At 63.0% G+C, this 23,738-nt stretch carries 28 protein-coding genes, 1 tRNA gene and 1 pseudogene; 9 read left to right on the top strand and 21 right to left on the bottom strand.

What is annotated here, in order from left to right; genetic code table 11:
• Window positions 1-18: 18 nt before the first annotated feature.
• Window positions 19-108: transfer RNA gene (locus tag ASD04_RS12835), tRNA-Ser, on the bottom strand.
• A gap of 244 nt (window positions 109-352) precedes the next feature.
• Between ASD04_RS12835 and ASD04_RS12840 the strand changes: the two genes are divergently transcribed.
• Genes ASD04_RS12840 through ASD04_RS12850 form a run of 3 tightly spaced genes read left to right on the top strand, consistent with a single transcriptional unit; the run spans window position 353 to window position 1,817 of the window.
• A complete protein-coding gene (locus ASD04_RS12840; protein WP_056257465.1) occupies window positions 353-676 on the top strand; it encodes a hypothetical protein in 324 nt (107 codons plus the stop codon).
• A gap of 57 nt (window positions 677-733) precedes the next feature.
• Window positions 734-1,393: a peptide-methionine (S)-S-oxide reductase MsrA gene (gene msrA, locus ASD04_RS12845; protein ID WP_056257467.1), complete on the top strand. Its 660-nt coding sequence runs from the start codon at window positions 734-736 to the stop codon at window positions 1,391-1,393.
• A 55-nt stretch (window positions 1,394-1,448) separates the two neighbouring features.
• On the top strand, window positions 1,449-1,817 hold the full coding sequence (locus ASD04_RS12850) for an MmcQ/YjbR family DNA-binding protein (protein WP_244488311.1): 369 nt from the start codon (window positions 1,449-1,451) through the stop codon (window positions 1,815-1,817).
• Window positions 1,818-1,994: 177 nt separating this feature from the next.
• On the opposite strand, the gene ASD04_RS12855 is transcribed toward ASD04_RS12850, so the two are convergent.
• Entirely contained in the window at window positions 1,995-3,779 is a 1,785-nt protein-coding gene (locus ASD04_RS12855; RefSeq protein WP_056257472.1) for a hypothetical protein, read from the bottom strand.
• Between the two features lie 511 nt (window positions 3,780-4,290).
• Here ASD04_RS12855 and ASD04_RS12860 point away from each other — a divergent pair.
• Window positions 4,291-5,715 (top strand): MFS transporter, encoded by a 1,425-nt coding sequence (locus ASD04_RS12860; protein WP_056257475.1) that lies wholly within the window; start codon window positions 4,291-4,293, stop codon window positions 5,713-5,715.
• A gap of 188 nt (window positions 5,716-5,903) precedes the next feature.
• Here ASD04_RS12860 and ASD04_RS12865 read toward each other — a convergent pair whose 3' ends face one another.
• The 13 genes and pseudogenes from ASD04_RS12865 to ASD04_RS12920 form a co-directional block, all read right to left on the bottom strand.
• Window positions 5,904-6,539, bottom strand: a complete 636-nt coding sequence (locus ASD04_RS12865) for a peroxiredoxin (RefSeq protein WP_056257476.1) — start codon at window positions 6,537-6,539, stop codon at window positions 5,904-5,906.
• Between the two features lie 157 nt (window positions 6,540-6,696).
• A complete protein-coding gene (locus tag ASD04_RS12870; RefSeq protein WP_056257479.1) occupies window positions 6,697-7,191 on the bottom strand; it encodes a CreA family protein in 495 nt (164 codons plus the stop codon).
• 58 nt (window positions 7,192-7,249) lie between these two features.
• Complete coding sequence (locus ASD04_RS12875; RefSeq protein ID WP_056257480.1) at window positions 7,250-8,050, bottom strand: amino acid ABC transporter permease; 801 nt, start codon at window positions 8,048-8,050, stop codon at window positions 7,250-7,252.
• A 218-nt stretch (window positions 8,051-8,268) separates the two neighbouring features.
• Window positions 8,269-9,072, bottom strand: coding sequence for a transporter substrate-binding domain-containing protein (locus ASD04_RS12880; RefSeq protein ID WP_056257481.1), 804 nt, complete (start codon window positions 9,070-9,072; stop codon window positions 8,269-8,271).
• Between the two features lie 70 nt (window positions 9,073-9,142).
• The gene (locus ASD04_RS19995) at window positions 9,143-9,304 is read right to left on the bottom strand and encodes a YegP family protein (RefSeq protein ID WP_280137677.1); all 162 of its coding nucleotides are present in this window, start codon (window positions 9,302-9,304) and stop codon (window positions 9,143-9,145) included.
• A 24-nt stretch (window positions 9,305-9,328) separates the two neighbouring features.
• Window positions 9,329-9,511 (bottom strand): annotated as a pseudogene (locus ASD04_RS19875) (DUF1508 domain-containing protein); the annotation flags it as partial.
• A 92-nt stretch (window positions 9,512-9,603) separates the two neighbouring features.
• Window positions 9,604-9,912 (bottom strand): SelT/SelW/SelH family protein, encoded by a 309-nt coding sequence (locus ASD04_RS12890; protein WP_056257631.1) that lies wholly within the window; start codon window positions 9,910-9,912, stop codon window positions 9,604-9,606.
• A gap of 3 nt (window positions 9,913-9,915) precedes the next feature.
• Window positions 9,916-10,377 (bottom strand): cyclic nucleotide-binding domain-containing protein, encoded by a 462-nt coding sequence (locus ASD04_RS12895; RefSeq protein ID WP_056257487.1) that lies wholly within the window; start codon window positions 10,375-10,377, stop codon window positions 9,916-9,918.
• A 105-nt stretch (window positions 10,378-10,482) separates the two neighbouring features.
• Complete coding sequence (locus tag ASD04_RS12900) at window positions 10,483-11,121, bottom strand: DUF1236 domain-containing protein (protein WP_056257490.1); 639 nt, start codon at window positions 11,119-11,121, stop codon at window positions 10,483-10,485.
• A 174-nt stretch (window positions 11,122-11,295) separates the two neighbouring features.
• The gene (locus ASD04_RS12905) at window positions 11,296-11,760 is read right to left on the bottom strand and encodes a glutathione peroxidase (protein ID WP_056257493.1); all 465 of its coding nucleotides are present in this window, start codon (window positions 11,758-11,760) and stop codon (window positions 11,296-11,298) included.
• 36 nt (window positions 11,761-11,796) lie between these two features.
• A complete protein-coding gene (locus tag ASD04_RS12910; protein WP_056257494.1) occupies window positions 11,797-11,994 on the bottom strand; it encodes a hypothetical protein in 198 nt (65 codons plus the stop codon).
• 340 nt (window positions 11,995-12,334) lie between these two features.
• Complete coding sequence (locus ASD04_RS12915) at window positions 12,335-12,979, bottom strand: hypothetical protein (protein WP_056257497.1); 645 nt, start codon at window positions 12,977-12,979, stop codon at window positions 12,335-12,337.
• Between the two features lie 70 nt (window positions 12,980-13,049).
• Entirely contained in the window at window positions 13,050-14,597 is a 1,548-nt protein-coding gene (locus ASD04_RS12920) for an anti-phage dCTP deaminase (RefSeq protein WP_056257498.1), read from the bottom strand.
• Window positions 14,598-14,701: 104 nt separating this feature from the next.
• Between ASD04_RS12920 and ASD04_RS19450 the strand changes: the two genes are divergently transcribed.
• The gene (locus ASD04_RS19450) at window positions 14,702-14,893 is read left to right on the top strand and encodes a hypothetical protein (RefSeq protein WP_156461237.1); all 192 of its coding nucleotides are present in this window, start codon (window positions 14,702-14,704) and stop codon (window positions 14,891-14,893) included.
• A gap of 40 nt (window positions 14,894-14,933) precedes the next feature.
• Here the strand turns inward: ASD04_RS19450 and ASD04_RS20000 are convergent, their stop codons facing one another.
• From ASD04_RS20000 to lepA, 3 genes are all read right to left on the bottom strand, one after another.
• Window positions 14,934-15,068 carry a hypothetical protein gene (locus tag ASD04_RS20000; protein ID WP_280137676.1) on the bottom strand — a complete coding sequence of 45 codons (135 nt, stop codon included), beginning with the start codon at window positions 15,066-15,068 and terminating at the stop codon, window positions 14,934-14,936.
• A 179-nt stretch (window positions 15,069-15,247) separates the two neighbouring features.
• Window positions 15,248-15,502 carry a DNA-binding protein gene (locus ASD04_RS12925; RefSeq protein WP_156461238.1) on the bottom strand — a complete coding sequence of 85 codons (255 nt, stop codon included), beginning with the start codon at window positions 15,500-15,502 and terminating at the stop codon, window positions 15,248-15,250.
• 754 nt (window positions 15,503-16,256) lie between these two features.
• Window positions 16,257-18,062 (bottom strand): translation elongation factor 4, encoded by a 1,806-nt coding sequence (gene lepA / locus ASD04_RS12935; protein ID WP_056257504.1) that lies wholly within the window; start codon window positions 18,060-18,062, stop codon window positions 16,257-16,259.
• Between the two features lie 100 nt (window positions 18,063-18,162).
• Between lepA and ASD04_RS12940 the strand changes: the two genes are divergently transcribed.
• Window positions 18,163-19,047, top strand: coding sequence for an extensin family protein (locus ASD04_RS12940; RefSeq protein WP_056257506.1), 885 nt, complete (start codon window positions 18,163-18,165; stop codon window positions 19,045-19,047).
• A 102-nt stretch (window positions 19,048-19,149) separates the two neighbouring features.
• Here ASD04_RS12940 and ASD04_RS12945 read toward each other — a convergent pair whose 3' ends face one another.
• Window positions 19,150-19,623: a hypothetical protein gene (locus ASD04_RS12945; RefSeq protein ID WP_056257509.1), complete on the bottom strand. Its 474-nt coding sequence runs from the start codon at window positions 19,621-19,623 to the stop codon at window positions 19,150-19,152.
• Between the two features lie 53 nt (window positions 19,624-19,676).
• Complete coding sequence (locus tag ASD04_RS19455) at window positions 19,677-19,823, bottom strand: hypothetical protein (RefSeq protein WP_156461239.1); 147 nt, start codon at window positions 19,821-19,823, stop codon at window positions 19,677-19,679.
• 106 nt (window positions 19,824-19,929) lie between these two features.
• Between ASD04_RS19455 and ASD04_RS12950 the strand changes: the two genes are divergently transcribed.
• Entirely contained in the window at window positions 19,930-20,841 is a 912-nt protein-coding gene (locus ASD04_RS12950) for a LysR substrate-binding domain-containing protein (protein WP_056257512.1), read from the top strand.
• A gap of 8 nt (window positions 20,842-20,849) precedes the next feature.
• Here ASD04_RS12950 and ASD04_RS12955 read toward each other — a convergent pair whose 3' ends face one another.
• Window positions 20,850-21,500 (bottom strand): cation transporter, encoded by a 651-nt coding sequence (locus ASD04_RS12955; RefSeq protein WP_056257515.1) that lies wholly within the window; start codon window positions 21,498-21,500, stop codon window positions 20,850-20,852.
• 71 nt (window positions 21,501-21,571) lie between these two features.
• Here ASD04_RS12955 and ASD04_RS12960 point away from each other — a divergent pair, with 71 nt between their 5' ends.
• Window positions 21,572-21,982: a helix-turn-helix domain-containing protein gene (locus tag ASD04_RS12960; RefSeq protein WP_056257518.1), complete on the top strand. Its 411-nt coding sequence runs from the start codon at window positions 21,572-21,574 to the stop codon at window positions 21,980-21,982.
• A 224-nt stretch (window positions 21,983-22,206) separates the two neighbouring features.
• Window positions 22,207-23,463: an FAD-binding oxidoreductase gene (locus tag ASD04_RS12965; protein WP_056257521.1), complete on the top strand. Its 1,257-nt coding sequence runs from the start codon at window positions 22,207-22,209 to the stop codon at window positions 23,461-23,463.
• The last annotated feature ends 275 nt before the right edge of the window (window positions 23,464-23,738 follow it).

The raw sequence follows: 23,738 nt of genomic DNA on the forward strand, positions 1-23,738 counted from the left end.
TATATTTCAAGGAATTAATGGCGGAGAGAAAGGGATTCGAACCCTTGAGACGGTTACCCGCCTACACACTTTCCAGGCGTGCGCCTTCGACCACTCGGCCATCTCTCCGCATCGCCTTATCCCCGGGCTGGAAACGCCGGAGGGGCCGGCTGGGTGGCCGACGCGAGCGAGGCGCAATATACTTATCAACGCCTTGGGCGCAAGGGATCACGACACCGGGATGACGATTGTTTTTGCGCGGAAGCATTCCCACCTTGTGAGCGGGCCGCCCGACATGGCACAAAGAAATTGTGCACGGGGCGGAACGGGTAGGCCAGCCTCAACTTATCCCCGGTAAGCACAGGGAATGTTGATGCGGCTCGTCTTACGAATTACAGGCACCTGGCTGATCGGCCTGGCGCTGGTTTTGCTTGTTATCGATGGCACCAAATCGCTGGGCGCCAATGGCCTGGTCTACACCAGCCTGGCGGATCTGTGGACGCAGATCCATCCGCCCAGCCTCGCGGCGGTCGCGGCGTTCTTCGAGAGCCGGTTCTTTGCCGACCTGCTCGATGCGGCGCTCAAGGCGGTGCTGGACTATCCGGCCTTTGCCGTATTCGGCGTGCCGGGAATCGTGCTGGCGCTGCTGGGGCGCAAGCCGCGCCGCGAGCGCTATCTGCGCGCCGACCAGATTTGACGGCGCCTGTAACCAGGGCGGCCGATGCTGCGAATGACGCAGTGAAAGGAGACAGACATGTTCTTCAAATCCAAGCCCACCACCATCCCCGACGCCAGCGAGGCCCTGCCGGGCCGCGCCACGGAAATGCCTGTGGTGGCTGAACATTTCGTCAATGGCGCGGCACTGAAAGGCCCCTATCCAGCCGGCGCCGAAACCATCTATTTCGGGCTTGGCTGCTTCTGGGGCGCCGAACGGCTGTTCTGGCAATTGCCGGGTGTGATCGTCACCGCCGTCGGCTATCAGGGCGGCTCGACGCCCAATCCCAGCTATGAGGAAGTCTGCTCGGGCCGCACCGGCCATACCGAGGCGGTCAAGGTGGTCTATGACCCGAACACGGTCAGCCTCGACACGCTGCTGAGGACATTCTGGGAAGAGCATGACCCGACCCAGGGCATGCGGCAGGGCAATGACGTGGGCACACAATATCGCTCGGCCATCTATACGACGACGCCCGAACAGGCGGCAGTGGTCGAAAAGAGCCGTGCGGCCTATCAGGCGGCACTGAACAGCCGGGGCCTGGGGGCCATCACCACCGAGATATCCCCGGCCAGGGACTTTTTCTACGCCGAGACTTATCACCAGCAATACCTGGCCAAAAATCCCAATGGCTATTGCGGATTGCAGGGCACCGGCGTCTCTTGCCCCATCGGGCTGGGCGTCGCCGCAGCCGAGTGAAAACAGGGCCGATCCGGTTCACCGGGTCGGCCTTATTGTTAGCAGACTGTCAGCATTGAGCGTCACCTACCCCAAGATAATGACACGGATCGGCTTCGAAGCGTTCATCCTGACGCTGCCGAAGGCAACCCTGGTGCGCCAGTGGCGCGATGACTCGGTCGCCAAGATCGGCGGCAAGGTGTTCGCGCTGCTCGACCGCGATCCAGGCGAGGTGTGGCTCAAGGTTTCCGACATGGCTTACGAACTGCTGACCGAACTCGAAGGGGTGCGGCCGGCACCCTATTTCGCGCGGGCGGGCTGGGTGGCGATTTCGGTGGCCAGCCCGCTGGATGGGGATGAGGTGGAAGCCTATCTGCGCGAGGCGCACCGCATCGTGGCGGGGAAGCTGACGCGGAAGGTGCGGGCGGAACTGGGGTTGGGCTGACCAAGCGCCGCTCTTCCCTTCTCCCCTTGAGGGAGAAGGTGCCCCGAAGGGGCGGATGAGGGGTCTCTTACTTCACCTCTGGCATACCTGAACGCAGCACCCCTCACCCGGTTTTCCGCTGGACGCGAAAAACCACCCTCTCCCTCAAGGGGAGAGGGGCGACGACCGGGGCCCCGGCTATTTCTTCGGCAGAACCGCGAAGACCTGCAGGGTGGCGCCGGGAAGGGTTACGTCTTGCAGCCAGGGCGGCAGATTGCCTGATGCGTAGAGGTTGGCGAAGCTGTCTTCGGCCCGGCTGGGAAGGCCCTTGAGTTCGGCCATGGCCGGGCAGAGGACGACAAGGCCGATGCCCCTGTCATCGAGGATGGCGCGGGCGTCGGCAATGGGGTCGTTGAAGAAGCGGAAGGCGTCGCGCACGCCCTGCTGGTTGCGATGGTAGGGCGCGGCGACGACTTCGTGCGGGGTATAGAGCATCAGGTGAGCGCCCAGATCGATGGGCGTCATCACCCGTTCGGGCGGGATGGCGGCAAGATCGGCGAAGGCCGATGGCAATAGGCACGGCTCCTTGCTGGCGCGGGCCTCGGCCATCTGTTGCGGGCGACCGGGCACGAGACTGACCACGCCCAGCACCAGCAGGGACAGCACCACGCCGGAAAAGGCCAGCCAACTCAGCACCAGGCCGGCAATGGTGCCGAGGCGCGGCATGTTCAGATAGCGGCGGCGGGCGGTGACGATGAGCCAGGCGGCGGCCGGCATGGCCGGCATGATGGCGAGACGTGCGCCACGCACCTGAGCCAGCATGACCAGGGCGGTGCAGACGAGAAACAGCAGCAAGGCCGCCCATTCGGTGCGCCGTTCGCGGACGGTCCAAAGGCGCCAGACGACGACCACGCTGGCCAGCAAAGCGGGCAGCCCGACAGCGACCGCATAGGCCGGCAGCTCGGTGATGGTGGTGAACCAGGGGCGGGCCTCGACGATGGTGGCGATCCAGTTGACCTGGAGCCAGGGATCGAGTTCGCCATAGGGGCCGTGGAGGCATTGGGGGTAGACCAGGGCGACCATGCCCATGCCGATCCCGGCGAGGACGGCGAGCAGGGCCAGGCGCTGCCATGGCGCTCGCGCGGGTACGAGACTGGCGAGGGTAAAGACCAGGGCGACGACCAGCGCCACCGCGACATAAACCGGCGAGAGCACATCGCAGGCCGCTTCGAGCCAGCGCGACGGCGGCCGGAAAATGGCGAGGTGGACCATCGCGCTGCCGGCAAAGGCCAGCCCGAAACTGCGCATGGTGCGGGCCTGGGCCGGATCGGCTACCCAGAGCAGCCCCATCACCAGAATGGCGGCGGCGATGGTGGGCAGGGATTCTGTGGCGATGGCCAAAGTGGTGGCGGCGAAAAAGCCGCAGAGCAAAGCGAAGCGCGGGCGGCTTATGGCTTCCACGCCGGCCCAGATGAGCGCCAGCGTCAGCAGGATGACGACATTGTGGTGATCGACCCGGCCGGGGGTGAACTCGGCCGTGATGGCGGGGCTCAGCACCGGCAGGACCAGGGCCGGCAGCACACCGTCGGGCCCGACAAGGCGCTGGGCCAGCAGGGCACTGAGCCAGAGCAGCGGGACCAGCAGCAGCAGCGGCCAGACATAGCCGGCGGCCACCAAAGCCTGATCGGCACCAAGCAGCGGCGTGAAGACCATGACCAGCAGCGCCAGCGGCAGGTCGATCAGCCGCGACCAGTGCAATTCGGCGCCGAAGGGCGTGTTGAGGCGATGGGCCGTGAGATCGTACCAGGGCTGGCCGGCGAGGAAATCGCGGACCATGACCATGCGCATGGCATCATCGGTATCGGCGAAGAAGGGCAGATCGGCGTGGCCGACCAGCGTGCGGACAACCAGGATCGTCGCGGCCACGGCGAAGACGAGGACGACGAGGCGAAGATCGGGACGGGACGAGGGAGCGGCGGTCAAGCGGGCGGTCCTGCGCTGGGGTGGCGGCAGGATGGACCGGGGCGGTTAAGATGGGGTGGAGGGGATGGCAAGGGGGCGGAAGTCCGCGTCGGTGGAGCCGGGCAAATGCGATTGCCCTGCCCTCAAGGGGCGTGTTTGCAACTGGCGCCCGGCCTCAATCACGGTGTCATTCCGGCGAAGGCCGGAATCCATCTTGAGATAGCTCGGATAGACCTCAGGATGGATCCCGGTCTACGCCGGGATGACATCGCGCAAGCGAATGCTTCATGAGGAAGCCCACGCTCGGTGGTCTTACTCCATAGCTCTCCCGCAAGCCCCCCCACCCTGCTCGATCATCCGAAGTCCTATCTCGCTTCCCTTCCCAAGGGGGAGGGTAAGAGGGCCGGTGGTTGCGATGCGTGGTGGGCTCGCCACACATTCTCCTCGCTTCGGACCTGCCTAGAGAATATGCAATTGCCTTTGCGTCACCCGTAATATACCAAGCATACGCTTTTTTAATTCCGAGTTTGTCATGACCGATTCCGTTGAAGGAAACTGGGCCGAAATTTTCACGCCGCGCTATGCGACGGTGACGCTGATCCTCTGCCTGGGCGTAGCGCTGCTGGCGTTCAATGCCTTCCTGGCGTCGATTTCGCTGCCGACGGCGGTGCAGGAAATGGGCGGGGTGGCGCTGATTTCGTGGGCGCTGACGCTGTTCCTGGTGTTTGCCATCGTGGGCGGCTCGGGCGCGGCCCTGCTCAAGCAAAGGCTCGGCGCGCGCACAGCTCTGCTGATCTCGGCCGGCATTTTCCTTGCCGGTACGGTGGTTGCCGCCAGTGCCACTTCGATGGAGCAGGTGCTGGTGGGGCGGGCGCTGCAGGGGCTGGGCGAGGGCGTCGTTTCGGCCATCTGCTTTGCACTGATCCCCGAATTGTTTCCGTCGCGGCTGGTGCCCAAGGTGTTCGGGCTGCAGGCGATGATCTGGGCTATCGCGGCCTTTGGCGGGCCGGCAGCGGCGGGGCTTCTGACCGAACTGGTGTCGTGGCGCGCCGCCTTTCTGGTCAATGTGCCGCTGGTGCTGATCTTTGCCGCCATGGTTGTCGTGAAGGTGCCGGCGCATTCGCCGGAGGATCGCAAGGTGGTGAGCTTTCCGGGGCTGCGGCTGCTGACCATCGGCGCGGCGATCATGCTGGTGGCGCTGGCGGGCCTGGCGCAGCCGCTGCCGGCGATCGGCCTATTGGCCGGAGCTGGACTGCTGCTGGTGGGCGTGGTGTGGCTCGATGGCCGCAGCCGCGACCGGCTGATGCCGCCTGACGCGTTCCGGCCGGTATCGGTGGTGGGCACGGGATTGTGGATGGTGCTGCTGATCAATATCGCCGGGGCAGGATCGGCAGTCTACCTGGTGCTCGTCGTGCAGGAAATGTGGGGCTATGGCCCGACAGCGGCGGGCGCCATCGCCGCCGTGCTCGCCGTGGCGTGGAGCGCTTCGGCAGTGATGGTGGCCAATGTGCGCAGCAAGGAAACCCGCAAGACGCTGATCCGGCTGGGACCGGCGATGATCGCGGTTGGGCTGGTGCTGGTATTGGCCGGGCTGCAGATGGACCAGGTCGCCATCGTGGTGGCGGGGCAATTGGTGATCGGTTCGGGCTTCGGCACCTGCAACGGCTATCTCAACCTCACCATGATGGAAGCCGCGAGCGACGCGGAGCGCGACCGCACCTCGGCGCTGATGCCGACGACGCAATCGGCGGGCAATGCCATCGGCGCGGCGCTGGCCGGCGTGGCGGCCAATTCGGCGGGCATGGCGGCGGCGATTTCGGCGGTGGAGGTCAAGCTGGCCGTGGTGCCGGTCTATGCGCTGGGGGCGGCAATGGCGGCGCTTGCCTTTGTCGCAGCCTGGCGGATGGTGGGGATGATCCGGCCGCAGGATGTGAATTCGAGCTTTGCGGCGGGGTAGGACAAACTCCGGACTCAGTGGCTCCCATCACTCCCCATTCAGGGGCGGAGGCGCAAGATCAGAGGCCAGTGTTCATACCTCTCTCCCCCTTGAGGGAGGCGGGACAGAACCGGCCGAGGGATCACAAAAGAAAAGGGCGGTGGGATGAACCACCGCCCAGTTTTGTCAGGGAGAAAACGTGTGCCGCGCTACGCGCGGGGCTGGGGAACAATGCGGAGATAGGGCTTGGGTTCCTTCCAGCCATCGGGGAACTTTTCCTTGGCGGCTTCGGTCGACAGGGAGCTGGAGATGATGACGTCCTCGCCATTCTTCCAGTTGACCGGGGTAGCCACCGAATGGTTGGCGGTGAGCTGCAGGCTGTCGATGACGCGCAGCACTTCATCGAAATTGCGGCCGGTGGAGGCCGGATATTCGATCTTGAGTTTCACCTTCTTGTCCGGGCCGATGACGAAGACCGAACGGACGGTCAGCGAATTATCGGCATTAGGATGGATCATGTCATAGAGGCGGGCGACCTCGCCCCTGGTATCGGCCAGCAGGGGGAAATTGAGGGCGGTGCCCTGGGTTTCCTCGATATCCTTGGCCCAGCCGGCGTGATCTTCGAGCTTATCGACCGACAGGCCCAGCACCTTGACGCCACGCTTGTCGAATTCGGGCTTCAGCTTGGCGGTGTAGCCCAATTCGGTGGTGCAGACGGGGGTGAAATTCTTGGGGTGGCTGAACAGGACCGCCCAGGATCCTTCGATGAAGTCATAGAAATGGATTGGGCCTTCGGTGCTGTCGGCCGTGAAATCGGGGGCGGTATCGCCAATCAGAATTGCCATGCTATTTCCTCTGGGGCCGCAACGGCCCTTACTCGCTTGGAACAGAATATCGTACTCTCACCCGCGCAATGAAGCGGCCGGGAGTGAAATCCTTTTATGTTTTGGGCGGCAGAAACGCCATGGCGTTCCAAAGGCACGCCCTGCGGCAGTAAAGCCCTCAGGGGGTGGGGGCGCCGTTGGTCCAGGTGACCTGCTCGCCATTGAGCGGAATGACCGAGAGGCTCATCTTGCCCGAGCCCTGCTGGATTTCGCGGGCATGGGCCAGATAGACCAAGGCATTGTTGGCGGCGTCGTAGACGCGGGTGACGCGCAGCGACTTCCAGATCAGCGAGCGGCCTTCCTTGAAGATTTCCTCGCCGCCGGCGCGGGTATTGATATCGCCGATGGTGATGGGGCCGGTAACCGAGCAATCGAGCGCCGAATAGGAGGGGTCCTCGAACCAGTTGCCCTGGCTGATGCGATCGATGAAGGAGCGGTTGAAATAGGCCAGATGGCAGGTGACGCCAGCCACTTCCGGATCGGCCACCGCATCGATGGAAATATCATTGCCGGTCCAATCGACCCCGACATTGCCCACCTCGCGACTATCGCCGCAGGCAGCAAGGGTGACGGCGAGGACGCCAGCGGTGGCGAGGGCGGCGAGGCGGTTCATGGGCGGGCTCCTGGTTGCGGGCATTAGATGGCCCTGCTCCTCCCCCGGCGCAAGACGCTCAGTAGCGATTTTCGCGCAGGTGGCGCTCGAGCAGCCGCACCAGCAGGGACAGCGAGATGGTCATGGTGAGGTAGAGGAAGGCCACGACATTGTAGGTTTCGAAGAACAGGAACGAGCCGGAGGAATAGACCTTGCCGAGCTGGGTGATGTCCTGCACGCCCAGGGCCGAAACGAGGGCGGAATCCTTGATCATCGAGACGAAGTCGTTGGCGAGCGGCGGCAATATCGTGCGCAGGGCCTGGGGGAAGGTGACGAGGCGGAAGCATTTCCAGCGGGAAAGGCCGAGCGAGCGCGCCGCTTCGAGCTGGCCGCGATCGACCGATTCTATCCCCGCGCGGAAAATCTCGGCGATAAAGGCAGAATAGCAGATGGTGAGCGCCACGATGGCGCGCCAGACGAAATCGAACTGGCGGATGGTGACCACTGTATCGAAGGGCTGCAGCAGCCAGTTGAGCCCGGCCACCATGCCCGGCGCGCCGACAAAGGCGACGTAGAACAGGAAGACCAGCACCGGGATGCCGCGGATGATTTCCACGTAGAAGGTGGCGATCTCGCGCAGGATGCGGTTGTTCGAGGTGCGGGCCAGGGCGACGAGCAGGCCCATCAGCGTGGCGGCAAAGAAGGCGACGAGGGTGACCCAGATGGTGGTGGCGACGCCGCCGGAGAGGGCGCGGAAAATCTGGGAATAGCCGGCATCATTGGTGATGGCCCAGAGGCCGATGACGAAAAGCAGCCCGATGGCGAGCAACCACCAGGGGATACGGGCGAGGATGGAGGGACGGCGGGGGATGTAGGTCATGGACTTCTTATTTGTTCCTCGACCTCTCAGTCGTTCTTCCCTCCCCTTTGAGGGGAGGGAATGAGGAAGGGGGTCCCTTGATGAGCCACAAAGCCACCCCCTCCCCAGCTTTGCCAAGGCCCCTGCGGGCCTGGCGCCGCTACCCTCCCCTCAAGGGGGAGGGTGGGCAGGAAGCCGATAGAGTGGGTCACCGTCCCCAGTGTGAGAGCTCAGCAAGGCTACTGCGCCGAATTGTACTCGTAGAACCACTTCTGCTGGATGGTGTCCATGGTGCCGTCGGCCTTGATCTGGGCCAGGGCGGCGTTGATGGGGGCGACGAGGTCGGAGCCGGGAGTAAGGATGAAGCCGAAATCCTCGGTGCCGAGGGGCTCGCCGATGATTTTGAAGGCGCCGGGATTGGCGCCGATATAGCCATTGGCCGAGGTCTGATCCATCAGCACGGTATCGACGTCGCCGGCCTGCAGGGCCGCGACCGAGGTTCCGAACGTGTCGAACAGCTTGATGCGCGGATTGGCCTCGTCGCCGTCGAGAACATTGTAGACGGCGACGTAGAAATTGGTGGTGCCGGCCTGGGCGCCGACCAGATTGGCCGGATCGGCGGCGAAGGTTGCGGCGTCGGTGAAGCGGGTCTCGTCGGCGCGCACCAGCATCAGCTGCTGGGAGGTGAGGTATGAATCGGAAAAATCGATTTGGCTCTTGCGCTCGTCATTGATGGTGATGCCATCCATCCCGACCTCAAACTGGCCGTCGCGCACCGCCTGGATCATCACGTCCCAGCTCGACAGCTGCCAATCGACCTTGGCATTGAGGCGCTTGGCGATCTCGTTGAAGAGATCGTATTCAAGCCCGATGCCTTCGCCAGTCGCCGGATCGGCGAAATTGAGCGGCACATAGGCATTTTCAGTGACGGCAATGATGGTGCGGCCACCGAGATCGGGCAGCGCATCCTGCGCCTGGGCGGCGGGCAGGCCGAGAGCAGCAAGGGCCGTGGCAACGGCGAGGAATTTTGTGAATGAAGGCATGAGGCGGCAGTCTCCCAGTCAATGTTTTGCCGGGAGACTAGAGCATTCGGTCGAAGCTTGGAAATGGGCTTTATGCCTCGTCGCTGACCGGCGCGTCGGGTCCCCGGGTCTGCAGCGACTCGATGGCATTCCTGGCCGAGGCCTTGGACGTATAGGTTTCGGTGCGGACCATGGTTTCGCCATTGCCGGCGACGAAGCGCACGAAATGCTGGCCATCCTTGGAGGCAACGATCTCGAAGCGGTATCCGGAACCGGTCTCGTCCTTGGAGAGATCGACCGTGGCAGCGCCCGGCGCATTCTTCTTCAGAGACTCGATGGCCGACTTGGCGCTGGCTTTGGCCTTGTAATTCTCGGACCAGAAAATCTTCTCGCTGTTATAGGAGAAATCGAATTTGAACTGATCGTTGGCGGCCGGGGTAATGTTGAACTTGTGTGCCATGACGCTGGGACTCCTCTTCGGCAGCCGCGACCCGGCCGCTCTCGCAAGGGTAGCTTAGCGGCACGGGAGCAGAAGGGAAGCCCTCTGGTGCGTCAGGATATTTCCGGGCTGTTGCCGGAGGCGCGATCGATATGGCCCAGGTCGCGGTCGGGATCGATGCGGTCGCGCACCAGTTGTTTCAGCTGCTTCACGTCGGGAAAACCACCGTCGCGCTTGCGCTCCCAGACCAGCTCTCCATCGAGATGAATTTCGAAAATACCGCCGGTGCCGGGCAGCAGGGTCACCGCCCCTATTTCGAGGCTGAAGGTAGACAGCACTTCCTGCGCCATCCAGGCCGAGCGCAGCAGCCAGTTGCACTGGGTGCAATAGGCGATGGTGAGGCTTGGTCCGCCTTCGGCCATCACTCAGGCCTTCTTGCGCTTCTTGAGGTCGGCCGGATCGACGAGACTCGCCAGGATCTGGTCGACCAGGTCGAGATCCTGCCGTTTGCCGGCGGCCTGCTGCTGCAGATCGACCAGGTAGGAGGTGGTGTAGTAAAGCCGCCGCGCCAGCATGGTGGCGATGTGCAGCGAGAATTCGGGGCGGGAATCGAGGAAGGTCAGTGCATCGGGGATTTCATAGGCGGTGACCGCCGACAGCGCCTTGACCGTGGCCGAATGGGGCATGTCGAGCAAAACCGCCATTTCGCCGAAGATGGAGCCCGGCTCGTCGACATGGGTGACCTGGGTGCGCTCGCGGATGACTTCCACCTGCCCCTCGACCAAAACATAGAGCCGCCCGAAGCGCTCGCCTTCGGGCAGCATGACCGCGCCCGGCTTGAAGCTCACCTGCTTGAGCCCTTTGCAATATTCGAGAATGTCGGCCATCTGCACCTCCGCCTGCCGGCTCTCTATATCGCGCAACGTGCTGAGCGGTCAAAAGCAAAGCCGCCCGGCGCGAACCGGGCGGCTGGACCAGGCGGGGTGGATGGATCAGTTGATCCAGACCACCGTGCGGTTGGATTGATCGACCAGGGCCGGGCGATCGCCGAGATAGACATAGCCATAGTGCGAATCGGGGATGGTCGAAATCGCCGTGCCGTCGGGCAGGACATAGCCGACCACCGCATCGCCTTCGACCTGGACCGGAGTCACCGGATTGGCCACGGCGAAATCGGCGGCTACCTGCGGCACGAGATAGCCCGGCGACTGCACCAGGGCGCGGCTTTCAAGATCGACGATCCAGACGCGGTCATTGGCATAGACATAGCCATAGGTCGCGTCGCCCTCGATGGGGTAGATGGTCACGTCGGCCGGGACGACGAAGCCGATATCGGCGCTGCCGTCGAAATAGATGGGCTCGACCGGATGGGCCGCGACATAATCGATGGACGAGGTGGCGATGCCCGCTTCGGCGCCGATGGTGGCGCCGGCAAAGCCGCCGATGACAGCGCCGATGGGGCCGCCAAGCAGGCCGCCGATCACGGCGCCGGTGGTGCCGCCGCCGGTGGCGCCGATGACGGCGCCGGCTTCAGCATCGGACTGGACGCCGACAACCTTGTCCTGCGCGAAAGCGGGGATTGCAGCGGCGAGCGAAAGCGCGGCCACGGAGGCCAGGAGAATTTTCTTCATTTTTGTGTCCTTTCACGGAGTGGCACAGGCCACTCATTGCGGATGCGCAAACCTCTACGGATCGCAAGTGCGACCCCGGGGTCCACGCCATTTCCGCCCCGTGATCTGACAACGGGACTATGCGCCCTTCGTTCCGCGCGGGGATAAATCCGGCCCGCACCTGTGGCCGATGGGCTACAGCAGCGCCTCTATGGCCGGTTCGAGCGCCGCCGGCAGGATATCGGGGGCGAAGCGGGCGGCCACCTGGCCGTCACGACCAACGAGGAACTTGGCGAAATTCCATTCGATATCGCCCGGATGGGCGGCTTTGAGCCAGGCATAGAGCGGACTCTGGGCGGGGCCGTTCACATCGAGCCGGGCAAAGAGCGGGAAGCTGACGCCGAAATTGAGCGTACAGAATTCGGCAATCTCGGCGGCCGTTCCCGGCTCCTGGCCGCCGAACTGGTTGCAGGGAAAGCCCAGCACGACGAGGCCCCTGTCCTTATAGGCCTGCCACAGCGCCTCGAGCCCCTCATATTGCGGCGTGTGGCCGCATTTGCTGGCGGTATTGACCAGCAGCATCGCCTTGCCGGTATAGGCGGCAAGGCTCTGGCTGGTCCCATCCAGCAAGGGCAGGGTGAAATCGGCAAGCGTGGTCATGATGGCACAATCGGCAATAGCGGGGATAGAGCGGGCTCAGGGATGGGCGAGCTGCTGCAGATCGTTTTCGGAGACGATGCGCAGATGCGTCTCGGCCTTGGCCTGGACCTTGTATTGCACGGCATGGCCCTCATAGGGCAGCAAGGCGACGATCTGGCATTCGCCGGCGCGGCGATTGGAACTGCCGCGATTGGGCAGCAGATCGAGCGTCTGGCCGATTTTGTATTTGTGCATGGGGAGGCTCCGTTCCGGCTGGAGGACTAGACCATCCGGCCCTTGGCTTTGCGCCAGTATATACCCTTTGCCGGCGCAACGGGGATTTAATCGCGCGGAAGCGCCGGACAGCGCGGGCGCTTCCGGGGACAGGGCAGCAAGGCGGGCCCCGAGGCGGTTTTCGCCCCTGAGTAGTTTTTAATGAGACGGAAACCGCCTCGGGGCGCCGGTTTTTGGAACTGTACGGGGGGTCGCGCACACGCTTCCGCCCGGACTCGAACCTGTGCGAGCAGCGAAGCCGCACCCGGCTCCCCCGCCACTGTTCGCTGCAGGCCGCCCATGCGGAGGGATGGGCATGAATTTACTCGAACAGGCGCAGGCGGGGATAAGTTTTCTGCCACTCGGCCTCTACCGCGGCCAGCGGCCGGCTTTCCCGCTCGGTTTGGCGGCCAGCGCGGAAGCCATTGTAGAAATCGCGCAGGCGCAGGTTGGTGAAGCGCTCGTCCAGCTTGACGCGGATGGCGTTCAAATCGTCGCGCTTGAACTTGAGGGCCGCGGCAGGCGGCTTGAGCCGCATGATCGGCAGGTAGCCGGCATGGAGATGCCAGATGCGGCAGTTGAAGCGCTCATCCCAGGTGGTGTGGTGGCTCTCCCAGCTTTCGAGCGCCGCCAGGGCCCGGCCGAGCTGGACGGCAAGGCCCGCCAAATCCGGCGCGGCGACCGGCAGGCGCTCGCCGCGCTGGCGGATGAACTCGGCACAATCGCTGAGCAGGCCTTCGGCACTGATGCGCAGGGCATCGGAGACGGGCGCGGTGGGCTTCTTTGCGCCGAGCGCGATCGTGTCCTTGTGCAGGGCGGCGAGGCTCAGCCAGAGCGCCTCATGCCGCTCGGCCTGGGGCTTGGTGGTATAGCCTTCACGCGGTGGCGGGCTATTGGGCGCAGCCTGCGCCGCAGGCTGGCCTTGAGCGCCGGGCGCGAAAGGCGGGTGGCTGGTTTGTGTGGTCATGGTTTTTCCTGTGCGGCGGGATGCCGGACAGGAGAGGGTAAGGCGGGGTGGAGGGGCGGGGATTATTTTTTCAGCTTGTTAAAGCCACGATCGCCCCCGTGAACGTAGATAGAGCCGCAAGCTCAACCTCCAAGTAGGACGGATATGCCGCATCCAACATAGGTTTGGGAACGTCCTCTTCGTCGATCCACCGCCGAGCCATTCCTGATTTGTTTTTTCGCCGAGCTTTCTGAAAGATGTCGCGATATCGATACGGCGATATGCCAAGGAACGGAATAAAGGACACTTTTCCGGGCACCTCGCTTTCGATTGCCACCTCATTGGCATGCAAATCTCGAGCCTTACTTTTGGGGTAAGGCTCAATATAGACGACCTTTTTTATGCCCGCGGCGAGCAAATGCTTTGTGCAGTTGTGGCATGGAAAGGTTGTGCAATAAAGCGTAGCACCTTTGACGCTCTTACCTAATCTAGCGGCGTCACAGACAGCGCACATCTCTGCGTGAACAATACGACCGAACTCGGTTAGATCGAGGAGTGCTGAACCCAGAAGAGCTCCAGTGCCGTCGTTCCGCTTTAAGTCTTCGGCTGTTGGCTTCTTACAGAGCGCTTCCAATAAGGTGGCTGGGGTGCCGTGCTGCTTGGCGGTGTTAGATAGCAGATTGGCCTTTTCCAGGCGCTCTAGAACCTCTCGCAGCACCTCCTTCTTCATCGCGTCATTTGGGTCATGGCCCAACACTACATCGCGAAAATCCGGCTCTTCTCCATCCCAATATGTGCCACCAAACGCTTTGGGAACCTCATTACAGCCCTGCGTGATTACTTCGCCATCGTCGGAAAAGATGGCAGCACCAACCTGCCGCGACAAGTCTGATGATCTCAAAGACGCGGATTTAGCCGCATACATTCCATATTCGTCTTTGCTTGGAGCTGTATCGGTCCTCCCGAAGAACGCTTGAACGAATCGATGGAGCTTGTCGTCCATCTCTTTTTTGTTGATACCGTCAATGAACACATCCCCCAAATGAAACGTGTCGCGCAGATGCTGTCCCGTGTCGGCCCCCTCCTCCGCGTCTCTGTCGATCAGCTCTTCGGTACGAGAGGCTATTTCGCTGGAAGTGGTGTTTGTAGGCAGCGTTCGTTTGAGGCGCTCGCTGATGATGTTTCGCCTATCCGCGTCTGCGCCGTAGGCCGAAATGAGGATGAATTGTTTCCCGTAAATCTGGCGCAGTAGCTGCACCTCCTGGGGACGCTTAAGCTGACGAATGATGTATGCGACCCCCGGAGGAATGACCTCAGCGTCCTGCGTGTGGGAGATACGGAGTTGTCGTAGCTCCCTAACGGCTATGCGCGCCAGCACCGAGGGCTCAGCAAACAACTCGCATAACGCGTTGGCGTGGTTGATCTTGTAAGAGATCACAGAGCCGAAATCCTGTTGCTGGGGTTTTTCAACTCCAGATGGAAAATCGTCCAATAGGTTCGTAATTTTTATCGTGTGTGACTCATATCGAACAATGCGGAGTTCGTTCGCTAGGCTTTCGCAAATAGCGTCAATATGAACGCCGATGGGAGCGGCGATGCCGAACACAAGCTCCGGAAACTCACTGCGAACCAAATTCATGTCACTTCCAAGCCCAAGTTTTACGATCTAGGCCGCAAAAAGTAGCTCTGTAGGAACCTTTTTCGGCTTAAGGTGATTCGTCTTTGGCGACTGGAGAGCGATTCATGGATGAAAAATCCCTATCCGAGGTCGAGTTGATTGAGCAGGCGGCCAAGAGGATGGCCAAGCGCCTCAGTTTGACCTATGTCACCGATCCAAACAAACGTAGTACTTTTGAGGCGTCGCAATCCGGCAGCTACGCTCGCTATGGCTATCCTCCTGGATCTGTAGAAACCACCGGTAGAAAACGAGCCTAGTAAAGCAGAAGAGTTGGCGCGGAGGCCGCGCCAACCTATTTCACTTTTTGTTCGGGCGCTGTGTCAATGCTGACGCAGCAATCTTTTTGATCTGTGCTGGCGTCACACTTTTAGGGTCGCGAAGCGCTTTTGAAGCAATGCTTCCCACCTTGCTGCCAGTACGTTCGTTGGCCATAGAGGCCTCCGTGAAAGCCCTTCGAAGGGCGGCACATCCAGCACTTCTGTGATTTGACGGAGCAATCGGCCCTATATTAGGGTAACTTGGTCAAGTGTCGATTGCTTCGGCCGAGCTGGCTGGGCATGAGCTACGGCAGGGGAGTTGGGTTGCCGCCCGGCTCCCTTTTCGTCTGGGCACTAAAGCCCGATGAATTCTCTTTCCTTGCGCGTTCCGGCTTCTTCTTTCCAAGCGCCAACATGCATTCCTGCTCGTTTTGCTTGGTCCGCAGCCGTCAAAAATTCGACCGCAAATCTCACTATGTCCGATTTGCTAATCTGACGCTCGGTCGCCAACCGCTCCAACTGCTCGTTTAAGCGTCTCGACAAATCAAGCGTCATTCTAACTCGCGCGGTCTCTCCTTCTGGTGTGGACGTTTCGATATCTTTTGGCATTTGCTCTTCCTGCGACGCAGTACGAAGGGCTCACATCTGCTCATAAATTAATCCGTGTTTCCCTCGACTCGTCTGTTCCGTGTTAAGCTCGCAGCCGCTTAGCGGTGCGTGTTCTCGATGGCCAGGTAAGGCACGATAGGCAATTTCAGGGCATCCTTCATTTCTGTCTCCTTTGGGGTGGGAGGAGCTGTCGCTCAACTCCGGTGGGCAGAACTCTAATGGCATAAAAATTATGCCAGATCAATAGCCGGAACACCGCCATACCATCACCACTGATCTGCCCGCCCCGCTTGACGGGCCATTAGCACTATGCCACCGTGAGTGCTAATGGGACTCAGTTGGGGAGGAAACAATGCAGCAACCTGTCAAACTTGGGGGAGCCGAATGGGCATCCACTATGGCGGCGCGAAGCCACAGCCACTAAATGACTTTTATGCGCTAGATGATCGATATTGGCGCAAGTTCTTATTGCTAAGCGACTATCAACAAGACGTTGTTTTGCAACATGTTGGCGAGGTAGGCGCGGAACTAAATTCGCTCATCGCAACAGTATATGATTTAAGACGTATCGGGAGGACCGTCATCTTCGATAGACCCACGCTACTTCAGCGGTTGGTAAAGGGCGAAATTGACGAAGCTATTATGGTTGGTGACCACGATACCCTACAGCTCATTCTAGAGTCTGGGCAGGTTGTGGTTAGTGACCTAATTTGGCATAAACGGCACTAGTGCTCATGACGATGGGGGATGACCCTCAGTCATCCCCCATCTTCAGCGCCTTGATGAACGCCTCCTGGGGTATCTCCACCGACCCAAACTGCCGCATGCGCTTCTTGCCCGCCTTCTGCTTTTCCAGCAGTTTTCGTTTGCGCGTCGCGTCGCCGCCATAACACTTCGCCGTCACGTCCTTGCGCATGGCGCGGACGGTTTCGCGGGCGATGATCTTGCCGCCGATGGCGGCCTGGATCGGGATGACGAAGAGGTGGGGCGGGATCAGTTCCTTGAGCTTTTCGCACATGATGCGGCCGCGGCTCTCGGCCACCGTGCGGTGGACCAGCATGGAGAGGGCGTCGACGGGTTCGGCGTTGACCAGGATGGAGAGCTTGACCAGGTCGCCGGGGCGGTGATCGGCCAGGGTATAGTCGAAGCTGGCATAGCCCTTGGAGATGGATTTGAGGCGATCGTAGAAATCGAACACCACCTCATTGAGCGGCAGGTCGTATTCCACCAAGGCGCGGTTGCCGACATAGGACAGGTTGCGCTGGATGCCGCGGCGATCCTGGCAGAGCTTGAGGATGGAGCCGAGATATTCGTCGGGGGTGAGAATGGTCGCCTTGATCCAGGGCTCGCGGATTTCCTCGATCTTCATCACATCGGGCAGATCGGCCGGATTGTGCAGGTGGATAGTCTCGCCATTGGTCAGCGCGACCTCGTAGACCACCGAGGGCGCCGTGGCGATGAGATCGAGATCGAATTCGCGGGAGAGGCGCTCCTGGATGATTTCGAGATGCAGCAGGCCCAAAAAGCCGCAGCGGAAGCCGAAGCCCAGGGCGGCGCTGGTTTCCATTTCGAAGGAGAAGCTGGCATCGTTCAGCCGCAGCTTGCCCATGGCGGCGCGGAGCTCGTCGAAGTCGCTGGCATCGACGGGGAAGAGGCCGCAGAAGACGACGGGCTGGGCCGGGCGGAAATCCGGCAGGGGGGTGGCGGTGGGCTTGCGATCGTCGGTGATGGTGTCGCCGACATTGGTTTCGGCGACTTCCTTGATCGAGGCGGTGAAGACGCCGAGCTCGCCGGGGGTGAGTTCCTTGACTTCCACCAGCTTGGGCGTGTTGACGGCGACGCGATCGAGCTCGTAGACGGCGCCGGAGGCCATCATGCGGATCTTCTGGCCCTTTTTCATCACGCCATCGATGATGCGGACGAGGACGACGACGCCGAGATAGGTGTCGTACCAGGAATCGACCAGCAGGGCCTTGAGCGGGGCGTTGATATCGCCCTTGGGGGCCGGCAGGCGGTGGACGATGGCTTCGAGCACGTCCTCGATATTGAGGCCGGTCTTGGCGGAAATTTCCACGGCCTCGGAAGCGTCGATACCGATGACGTCCTCGATCTGCTGCTTGACGCGATCGACGTCGGCGGCGGGCAGGTCGACCTTGTTGAGGACGGGGACGATTTCGTGATTGGCGTCGAGCGCGTGGTAGACATTGGCCAGGGTCTGCGCCTCGACGCCCTGGGAGGCGTCGACGACCAGCAATGAGCCTTCCACGGCGGCCATGCTCCGGGAGACTTCGTAGGCGAAGTCGACATGGCCGGGCGTGTCGATGAGGTTGAGGATATAGGTCTCGCCATCCTGCGCCTTGTAGGTCAGCCGGACGGTCTGGGCCTTGATGGTGATGCCGCGCTCGCGCTCGATATCCATCGAGTCGAGCACCTGCTCCTTCATCTCACGGAGTTCGAGCCCGCCGGTCATCTGGATGAGGCGGTCGGCCAGGGTGGATTTGCCATGATCGATATGGGCGACGATGGAAAAATTGCGGATGCGGGAAAGCGGCGTTGTCATGAGGCGCTGATAGCAGAAGTGCTTGGGCCGAGAAAGATGGTTTAGCGCAGGTTAACAGCGTCGGGGCGCTACCTTTTGCATGGCTGCGCGTTGGGTATCCATGCGCATCATTCCCGTCGTCATCGCCGCCATCCTCGCCAGCAGCGCCGTTCCGGCCAGCAGCCAGGATTTCCTGGGACCGCTCGAAGATTTCGTCGAGACCCTGACCGGCCCGCCGGCCCAGCACCAGCCGGCACCGCGCGCAGAACCGGGCGAGCCGGCTGCCAGCACGCCACCGCCCATACCAAAGCCAAGGCCACCCAGCCTGCCGGATGAACCGGTGGTCGCCACCCCGGCCGGCCCCGTGCTGCCGGCGGTAGAAGACGATGGCGAACCGGCGGAAGAAGCAGACGCCGCGCCGGTGGAACCCGTGCCGGAGCCGGAGCGTATCTACCAGGTGGCCTGCCCGGCCGTGATCACGGGGCTGGTGGCGGCCGAGACGGCGCCGCCGCTGCATGAGGGGATATGCGGGGAGCAGTCGCCGCTGGTGGTAACCGGGGTGATGAGCCGGGGGCGGATGGTGCCGCTATCGAGCCCCATCACCACCAATTGCCAGATGGCCGGCGCCCTGCCCGACTGGGTCGAGACGGTGGATCTCTATGCCGAGACCGTGCTGGGCAGCGCGCTGGCGCAGATCGATACCGGCATCAGCTATATGTGCCGCAACCGCAACAATGCCAGCGACGGCTTCACCTCCGAGCATGGCTTTGCCAATGCGGTGGATATGACCGGCTTTACGCTGGAGGACGGGCGCAGCATCGCGGTCGAGGGCGACTGGCTGCCGGCGGCGGCGCCGGAAGGGCGGCTGCTGCGGCTGGCGCATGACGCCGCCTGCGGGGAATTTACCACCGTGCTGGGGCCGGAGGCCAATGCGGAGCACCACGACCACCTGCATCTGGATCTGGGATGTCATGGGCAGAGCTGTACGGCGCGGATTTGTGAGTAGCCGGATATCGGGCGGCGGCTCCCCTCACCCGGTTTTCCGCTGAACGGGAAAAACCACCCTCTCCCGCAAGGGGCGAGGGTGGGCTCCACTCATGGGCGAAATTTACTGCGCCGGCGTAGCCGGGGCGTCGGTGGTCACCGTGCCGGCCGCCGGGGAGGGGGCTTCGGCGGCCGGGGGTGGCAGGGCGGCGTAGATGGCGGTGACGGCATCGACGCCGGCACGGTCGGCGCTGCCATCGGCGCAGTCGGGGCTGGTCTTTTCGACATCGGCCTTGACCTGGGCGAAGGCGCCGGCAGCCATGGTGGCATCCATGCCCAGGGCAGTTTCGAGGCGGGCGCGGTCGGCCGCCATGCCGGTGGCAATATCGGGCTCGATGGCCAGCGCGCAAATCTCGATGACGGCCTGGGTGGCGTAAAAGCCGGTCAGCATATTGGCCTGCTTGGGCGTGGTATTGAGGCTGGCCGCCGGATCGATGACGATTTCGGGGGCCTGGGCGGGGGCCGGGGTGGCGTCCTGCGCGGTAGCGGCACCAAGACCGAGGGCGAGAACGGCAAACACGGCGAACGGGCGGATCATCGGAGGCTCCTTGAAGGGCGGTCGGTTACCCCTTCAAAAGCCCGATTATGGCTTCAGCACGGCGCGCGGTCACGCGAGGGGTGATGCACCGGCAGATCGGCCCAGTCGCGCAGGCTCATGTTCTCAGGGTCGAGCGGCAGGCGAGGCGTGGAAAACAGGCCGGCGAAGAGGCGTTGGAGCCTGGGCAGGAGACTAGACATTTTGTGACCTCCTTTCGGGTCGCGGCAGATGGTGATGACCCTTTCATGCGCCTCCCGCGCCGTGGCCACAATGGACAAGGTCGCGGCTTGACTATAGAAAAACTATATGGTCAGCGCCTTTCCCATTCCGCTCAATGCCCTGCGTGCCATCGAGATCGTGGCGCGTCGGGGCGCGCTGGCGCCGGCTGCCGAGGAGCTGGGCGTGACCATCGGCGCGGTGAGCCAGCATCTGCGCCGGGCCGAGGAGCGGCTGGGCATGGAGCTGTTCGAGCGCATGCCGTCCGGCCTCAGGCCCACGCCGGCACTGAAAGCGGCGCTGCCGCAGCTGACAGCGGGCTTTGCCGCCCTGCAGGATGGACTTGCCGGACTCAAGGGCAGCGACGAGGGTGTGCTGAACCTGACGGTGGGCAGCGTCTTTGCGTCGCGCTGGCTGATCTGGCGCATCAACAAATTCACCGCGCTTCACCGCGATATCGAGGTGCGGCTCAACGTGACGGCGGCCATGCTCGATCTCAGCCGGCCCGATATCGACTGCGGCATCCGCTATGGGCATGGGCAATGGCCGGGGGTGAATGCGGAGCTGGTGGGCGGCACGGAATACCAGCCGGTCTGCGCGCCTGTGGTTGCCAGGCGGCTGAAACGCCCCGCGGACCTGGGCGACGTGCCGGTCATACAGGACGAAACCACGATGCTGAGCTGGGATGCCTGGCGGGCTGAAGTGGGCATGGACCCAGCCATCAAGCTGGCGGGGCCGGTCTATTCGGATGCCTCGCTGGCTTTCGACGCGGCCATTTCGGAACAGGGCGTGCTGATGGCGGCCGACATGATGAGCGCCGACGCGGTCAGCGACGGGCGGCTGGTGCGGGTATTCGAGCATGCGGTGGACGGGCCGCAGGGCTATTGGCTGGTGACGGCCAAGGGGCGGCGGGAGAGCCACAAGCTGCGGGCCTTCCGCGCCTGGCTCAAGCAGGAAGTGCCGGCCAGCGTGCGCGGTTATGTGTATCAGAGCCGGGGGTGAGCCACCCGTCAGGTTCTGAGCTGGGAATGGCGCCGCGCCGCGGTTGAGCGCAGTTCGGCGAGGGCTTGCGGGAGCAGGGTCGCCGCACCCTGGATGGCCAGCAGGGCCATGATCGCGGCCACGGCGATATCAGGCCAGGCCGTGCCCGTGCCGAAGACGCCCAGCGCCGCCAGCAATACGGCGAGATTGCCCAGGACGTCGTTGCGCGTGCAAATCCAGGCCGATCGCATGTTGCTGTCGCCATCGCGGAACCGCCAGAGAATGCCAAAGGAGGCCGCGTTGGCCAGCAAGGCCGTGGCTCCGACAATGCCCATCGTTTGGGCCTGCGGCACCGTGCCGGTCATGGCGTGCCAAAGGGCGACGCCCAGGACCCAGATGCCGAAAACCAGCATGCTGGCCGTCTTGACCAAAGCTGCGCGGGCCCGGATCTGCAAGGCCATGCCGATAACGAAGAGACTGATGCCGTAATTGGCCGCGTCGCCGAGAAAGTCGAGGCTGTCGGCCTGTAGCGCGGCCGAACCAGCGAGGAAACCGGCACCTATCTCGACGAGGAACATTGCGGCATTCACGGCCAGCACGACCCAGAGCGCCAGGCGGTAGCCCTTGCCGGCATCGGGCTTTGGCGGTTCGGCGTGGTGGTCGCAGCAATGGGCGCTCATGGAGGTTCCTTGTTGGATTGACAGCGCGAGCCTACAATCTCCAGCGACTAGAGGATCAAGGACTATTTTCGATGGGCGTTTTCATCGGCAAGGCTGCGGAACGGAGTGGCGTCAAGGTGCCGACCATCCGCTATTACGAAGAGATCGGCCTGTTGCGGCCGACGGACCGCAGCGGCAGCAACAGGCGCCTGTTCGATGCGGATGATCTGAACCGACTCGGCTTTATCCGCCACGCGCGAGAACTGGGCTTCCAGATCGGCAGCATTCGGCAATTGCTGGATTTGCAGGACCAGCCCGGCCAGTCCTGCGCCAGTATCGACGCCATCGCTACGGAGCGGCTGGGCGAGGTGCGGGCGCGTATTGGTGCGTTGCGCGCACTCGAAGCCGAGCTGGAACGCATGCTGGAGAGCTGCAGCCATGGCGTGGTGGGCGATTGCCGCGTGATCGACGCGCTCAGCCCAGGGCAAAAAGGCGAAGGATGACGGGCTGCCTGATGCTGCTGCACGGCACGAACCCCGTCCCTGGCCATCCGCTCGCCGGTGACAAGGTCGCTCGCCACAGGCGGCAATAGCCGGATAATATTGCGCCCCGACGCGATTTGACCGGATGATGTTGCGTGGAATGGCGGCAACCCTCGCCGATTGCGTGAAACTCCTGGAAGCGCTGTGCTAGCATGTGACCATGTTGGGTGGAGGGGAGCCTTGTCATGGACGACGTCATCATTCTGGGGGCCGGTATTGTCGGGGTGGCGACGGGTATTCACCTGTTGCGGCGCGGGCGCAGCGTGACGCTGATCGACAAGAACGAGCCCGGGCGCGAGACCAGCTTCGGCAATGCCGGCATCATCCAGCGCGAGGGAGTGCGGCCGCATGCCTTTCCGCGCGACCTGGCCATGCTGATGCAGGTGGGGCTGCATCTGAGCACGGCGGCCCGCTATGAACCGATGGCGCTGCCGCGGCTGGCGCCGGCTCTGCTGCGTTATTGGTGGGAATCCTCGCCCGAGCATTATCGCAAAGTGGTGCAGAGCTATGCGCCGCTGATCGGCCGCTCGATCGTGACGCATGCCGACCTGATGGCGCAAGCCGGGCCGGAAGCCGAGGCGCTGGTGCATAAGAGCGGCTGGCTATTGGCCTTTCGCAGCGACCGGGGATTGCGCCGGGAAGCGGAGAAGGCGCGGCGGGACCATGACCAGTTCGGCATTTCCCACCGGGTGGTGGAATGGCCCGAGCTCAAGGCCATGGAGCCGGACCTCAAGGGCGGGTTGGCGGGGGCGATCCACTGGACCGATCCGTGGACGGTGAGTGATCCCGGCGCGCTGGTGACCGCGTATTTCAAGCTGTTCGGGCGGCTGGGCGGCCGTTTCGTGCGCGGCGCGGCAAGCGGGCTCACCCAGGAGAGCGGGGGCTGGGCGACGATGGTGGACGGAGTGCGGCATGGCGGCAAGCAGGCGGTGATCGCGCTGGGGCCGTGGGCGCCCGAAATATTGGACAGGCTGGGCTATCGGCTGCCGCTGTTCGTCAAGCGCGGCTATCACATGCATTACGACACCGCGCATGGCGGGGCCAAGCTCAACCAACTGGTGCTCGACGCCGAAGTGGGCTTTGCGCTGGCGCCGATGGCGCGGGGCATCAGGCTGACCACCGGGGCGGAATTTGCCATGCGCGACGCGGCGCCGACGCCGATCCAGCTCGGCAGAGCGGAAAAGGCGGCGCGCGAACTGCTCGATCTCGGCGAACGGCTCGACACGGAGCCGTGGAAGGGCGCGCGGCCCTGTACGCCCGACATGATGCCCATCATCGGCAAGGCGCCGCGGCATGAGGGGCTCTATGTGGGGATCGGGCACGCCCATCACGGCTTTACGCTGGGGCCGGCGACGGGGGAATTGCTGGCGCAGGCGATGACCGGGGAGCAGCCGGCGATCGACGTGAAGCCGTTCGGGATGGAGCGGTTCCTGGGGCGGTAGGCGGCACAAGGCCGTCAGTCGCCCCTCTTTGCCGGGGGCGTGTTTACAATTGGCGCCTGGTTTCAATCACGATGTCATTCCGGCGCAGGCCGGAATCCATCTTGAGATAGCTCGGCGGCCCGTGGGCGCGGATAGACCTCAGGATGGATCCCGGCCTTCGCCGGGATGACATCGCGCAAGACAATGCTCACGAGTTCAAGGTGAACACTCCCCGCAAAGGGGGACGGATCGAGGGTGGGGTGGCCACACGCACCGGACTCGCGGAGAGATACCCC

Origin of the sequence: Devosia sp. Root436, from assembly GCF_001426345.1 — a bacterium.
In the GTDB taxonomy this organism is placed as follows: Bacteria; Pseudomonadota; Alphaproteobacteria; order Rhizobiales; family Devosiaceae; genus Devosia.

Coding starts and splice junctions, on each gene's coding strand:
- ASD04_RS12840 (WP_056257465.1), top strand. CDS start 353: ATGCGGCTCGTCTTACGAATTACAGGCACCTGGCTGATCGGCCTGGCG.
- msrA (WP_056257467.1), top strand. CDS start 734: ATGTTCTTCAAATCCAAGCCCACCACCATCCCCGACGCCAGCGAGGCC.
- ASD04_RS12860 (WP_056257475.1), top strand. CDS start 4,291: ATGACCGATTCCGTTGAAGGAAACTGGGCCGAAATTTTCACGCCGCGC.
- ASD04_RS12865 (WP_056257476.1), bottom strand. CDS start 6,539: ATGGCAATTCTGATTGGCGATACCGCCCCCGATTTCACGGCCGACAGC.
- ASD04_RS12870 (WP_056257479.1), bottom strand. CDS start 7,191: ATGAACCGCCTCGCCGCCCTCGCCACCGCTGGCGTCCTCGCCGTCACC.
- ASD04_RS12875 (WP_056257480.1), bottom strand. CDS start 8,050: ATGACCTACATCCCCCGCCGTCCCTCCATCCTCGCCCGTATCCCCTGG.
- ASD04_RS12880 (WP_056257481.1), bottom strand. CDS start 9,072: ATGCCTTCATTCACAAAATTCCTCGCCGTTGCCACGGCCCTTGCTGCT.
- ASD04_RS12890 (WP_056257631.1), bottom strand. CDS start 9,912: ATGGCCGAAGGCGGACCAAGCCTCACCATCGCCTATTGCACCCAGTGC.
- ASD04_RS12895 (WP_056257487.1), bottom strand. CDS start 10,377: ATGGCCGACATTCTCGAATATTGCAAAGGGCTCAAGCAGGTGAGCTTC.
- ASD04_RS12900 (WP_056257490.1), bottom strand. CDS start 11,121: ATGAAGAAAATTCTCCTGGCCTCCGTGGCCGCGCTTTCGCTCGCCGCT.
- ASD04_RS12905 (WP_056257493.1), bottom strand. CDS start 11,760: ATGACCACGCTTGCCGATTTCACCCTGCCCTTGCTGGATGGGACCAGC.
- ASD04_RS12910 (WP_056257494.1), bottom strand. CDS start 11,994: ATGCACAAATACAAAATCGGCCAGACGCTCGATCTGCTGCCCAATCGC.
- ASD04_RS12915 (WP_056257497.1), bottom strand. CDS start 12,979: ATGACCACACAAACCAGCCACCCGCCTTTCGCGCCCGGCGCTCAAGGC.
- ASD04_RS12920 (WP_056257498.1), bottom strand. CDS start 14,597: ATGAATTTGGTTCGCAGTGAGTTTCCGGAGCTTGTGTTCGGCATCGCC.
- ASD04_RS19450 (WP_156461237.1), top strand. CDS start 14,702: ATGGATGAAAAATCCCTATCCGAGGTCGAGTTGATTGAGCAGGCGGCC.
- ASD04_RS20000 (WP_280137676.1), bottom strand. CDS start 15,068: ATGGCCAACGAACGTACTGGCAGCAAGGTGGGAAGCATTGCTTCAAAA.
- ASD04_RS12925 (WP_156461238.1), bottom strand. CDS start 15,502: ATGCCAAAAGATATCGAAACGTCCACACCAGAAGGAGAGACCGCGCGA.
- lepA (WP_056257504.1), bottom strand. CDS start 18,062: ATGACAACGCCGCTTTCCCGCATCCGCAATTTTTCCATCGTCGCCCAT.
- ASD04_RS12940 (WP_056257506.1), top strand. CDS start 18,163: ATGCGCATCATTCCCGTCGTCATCGCCGCCATCCTCGCCAGCAGCGCC.
- ASD04_RS12945 (WP_056257509.1), bottom strand. CDS start 19,623: ATGATCCGCCCGTTCGCCGTGTTTGCCGTTCTCGCCCTCGGTCTTGGT.
- ASD04_RS19455 (WP_156461239.1), bottom strand. CDS start 19,823: ATGTCTAGTCTCCTGCCCAGGCTCCAACGCCTCTTCGCCGGCCTGTTT.
- ASD04_RS12950 (WP_056257512.1), top strand. CDS start 19,930: ATGGTCAGCGCCTTTCCCATTCCGCTCAATGCCCTGCGTGCCATCGAG.
- ASD04_RS12955 (WP_056257515.1), bottom strand. CDS start 21,500: ATGAGCGCCCATTGCTGCGACCACCACGCCGAACCGCCAAAGCCCGAT.
- ASD04_RS12960 (WP_056257518.1), top strand. CDS start 21,572: ATGGGCGTTTTCATCGGCAAGGCTGCGGAACGGAGTGGCGTCAAGGTG.
- ASD04_RS12965 (WP_056257521.1), top strand. CDS start 22,207: ATGGACGACGTCATCATTCTGGGGGCCGGTATTGTCGGGGTGGCGACG.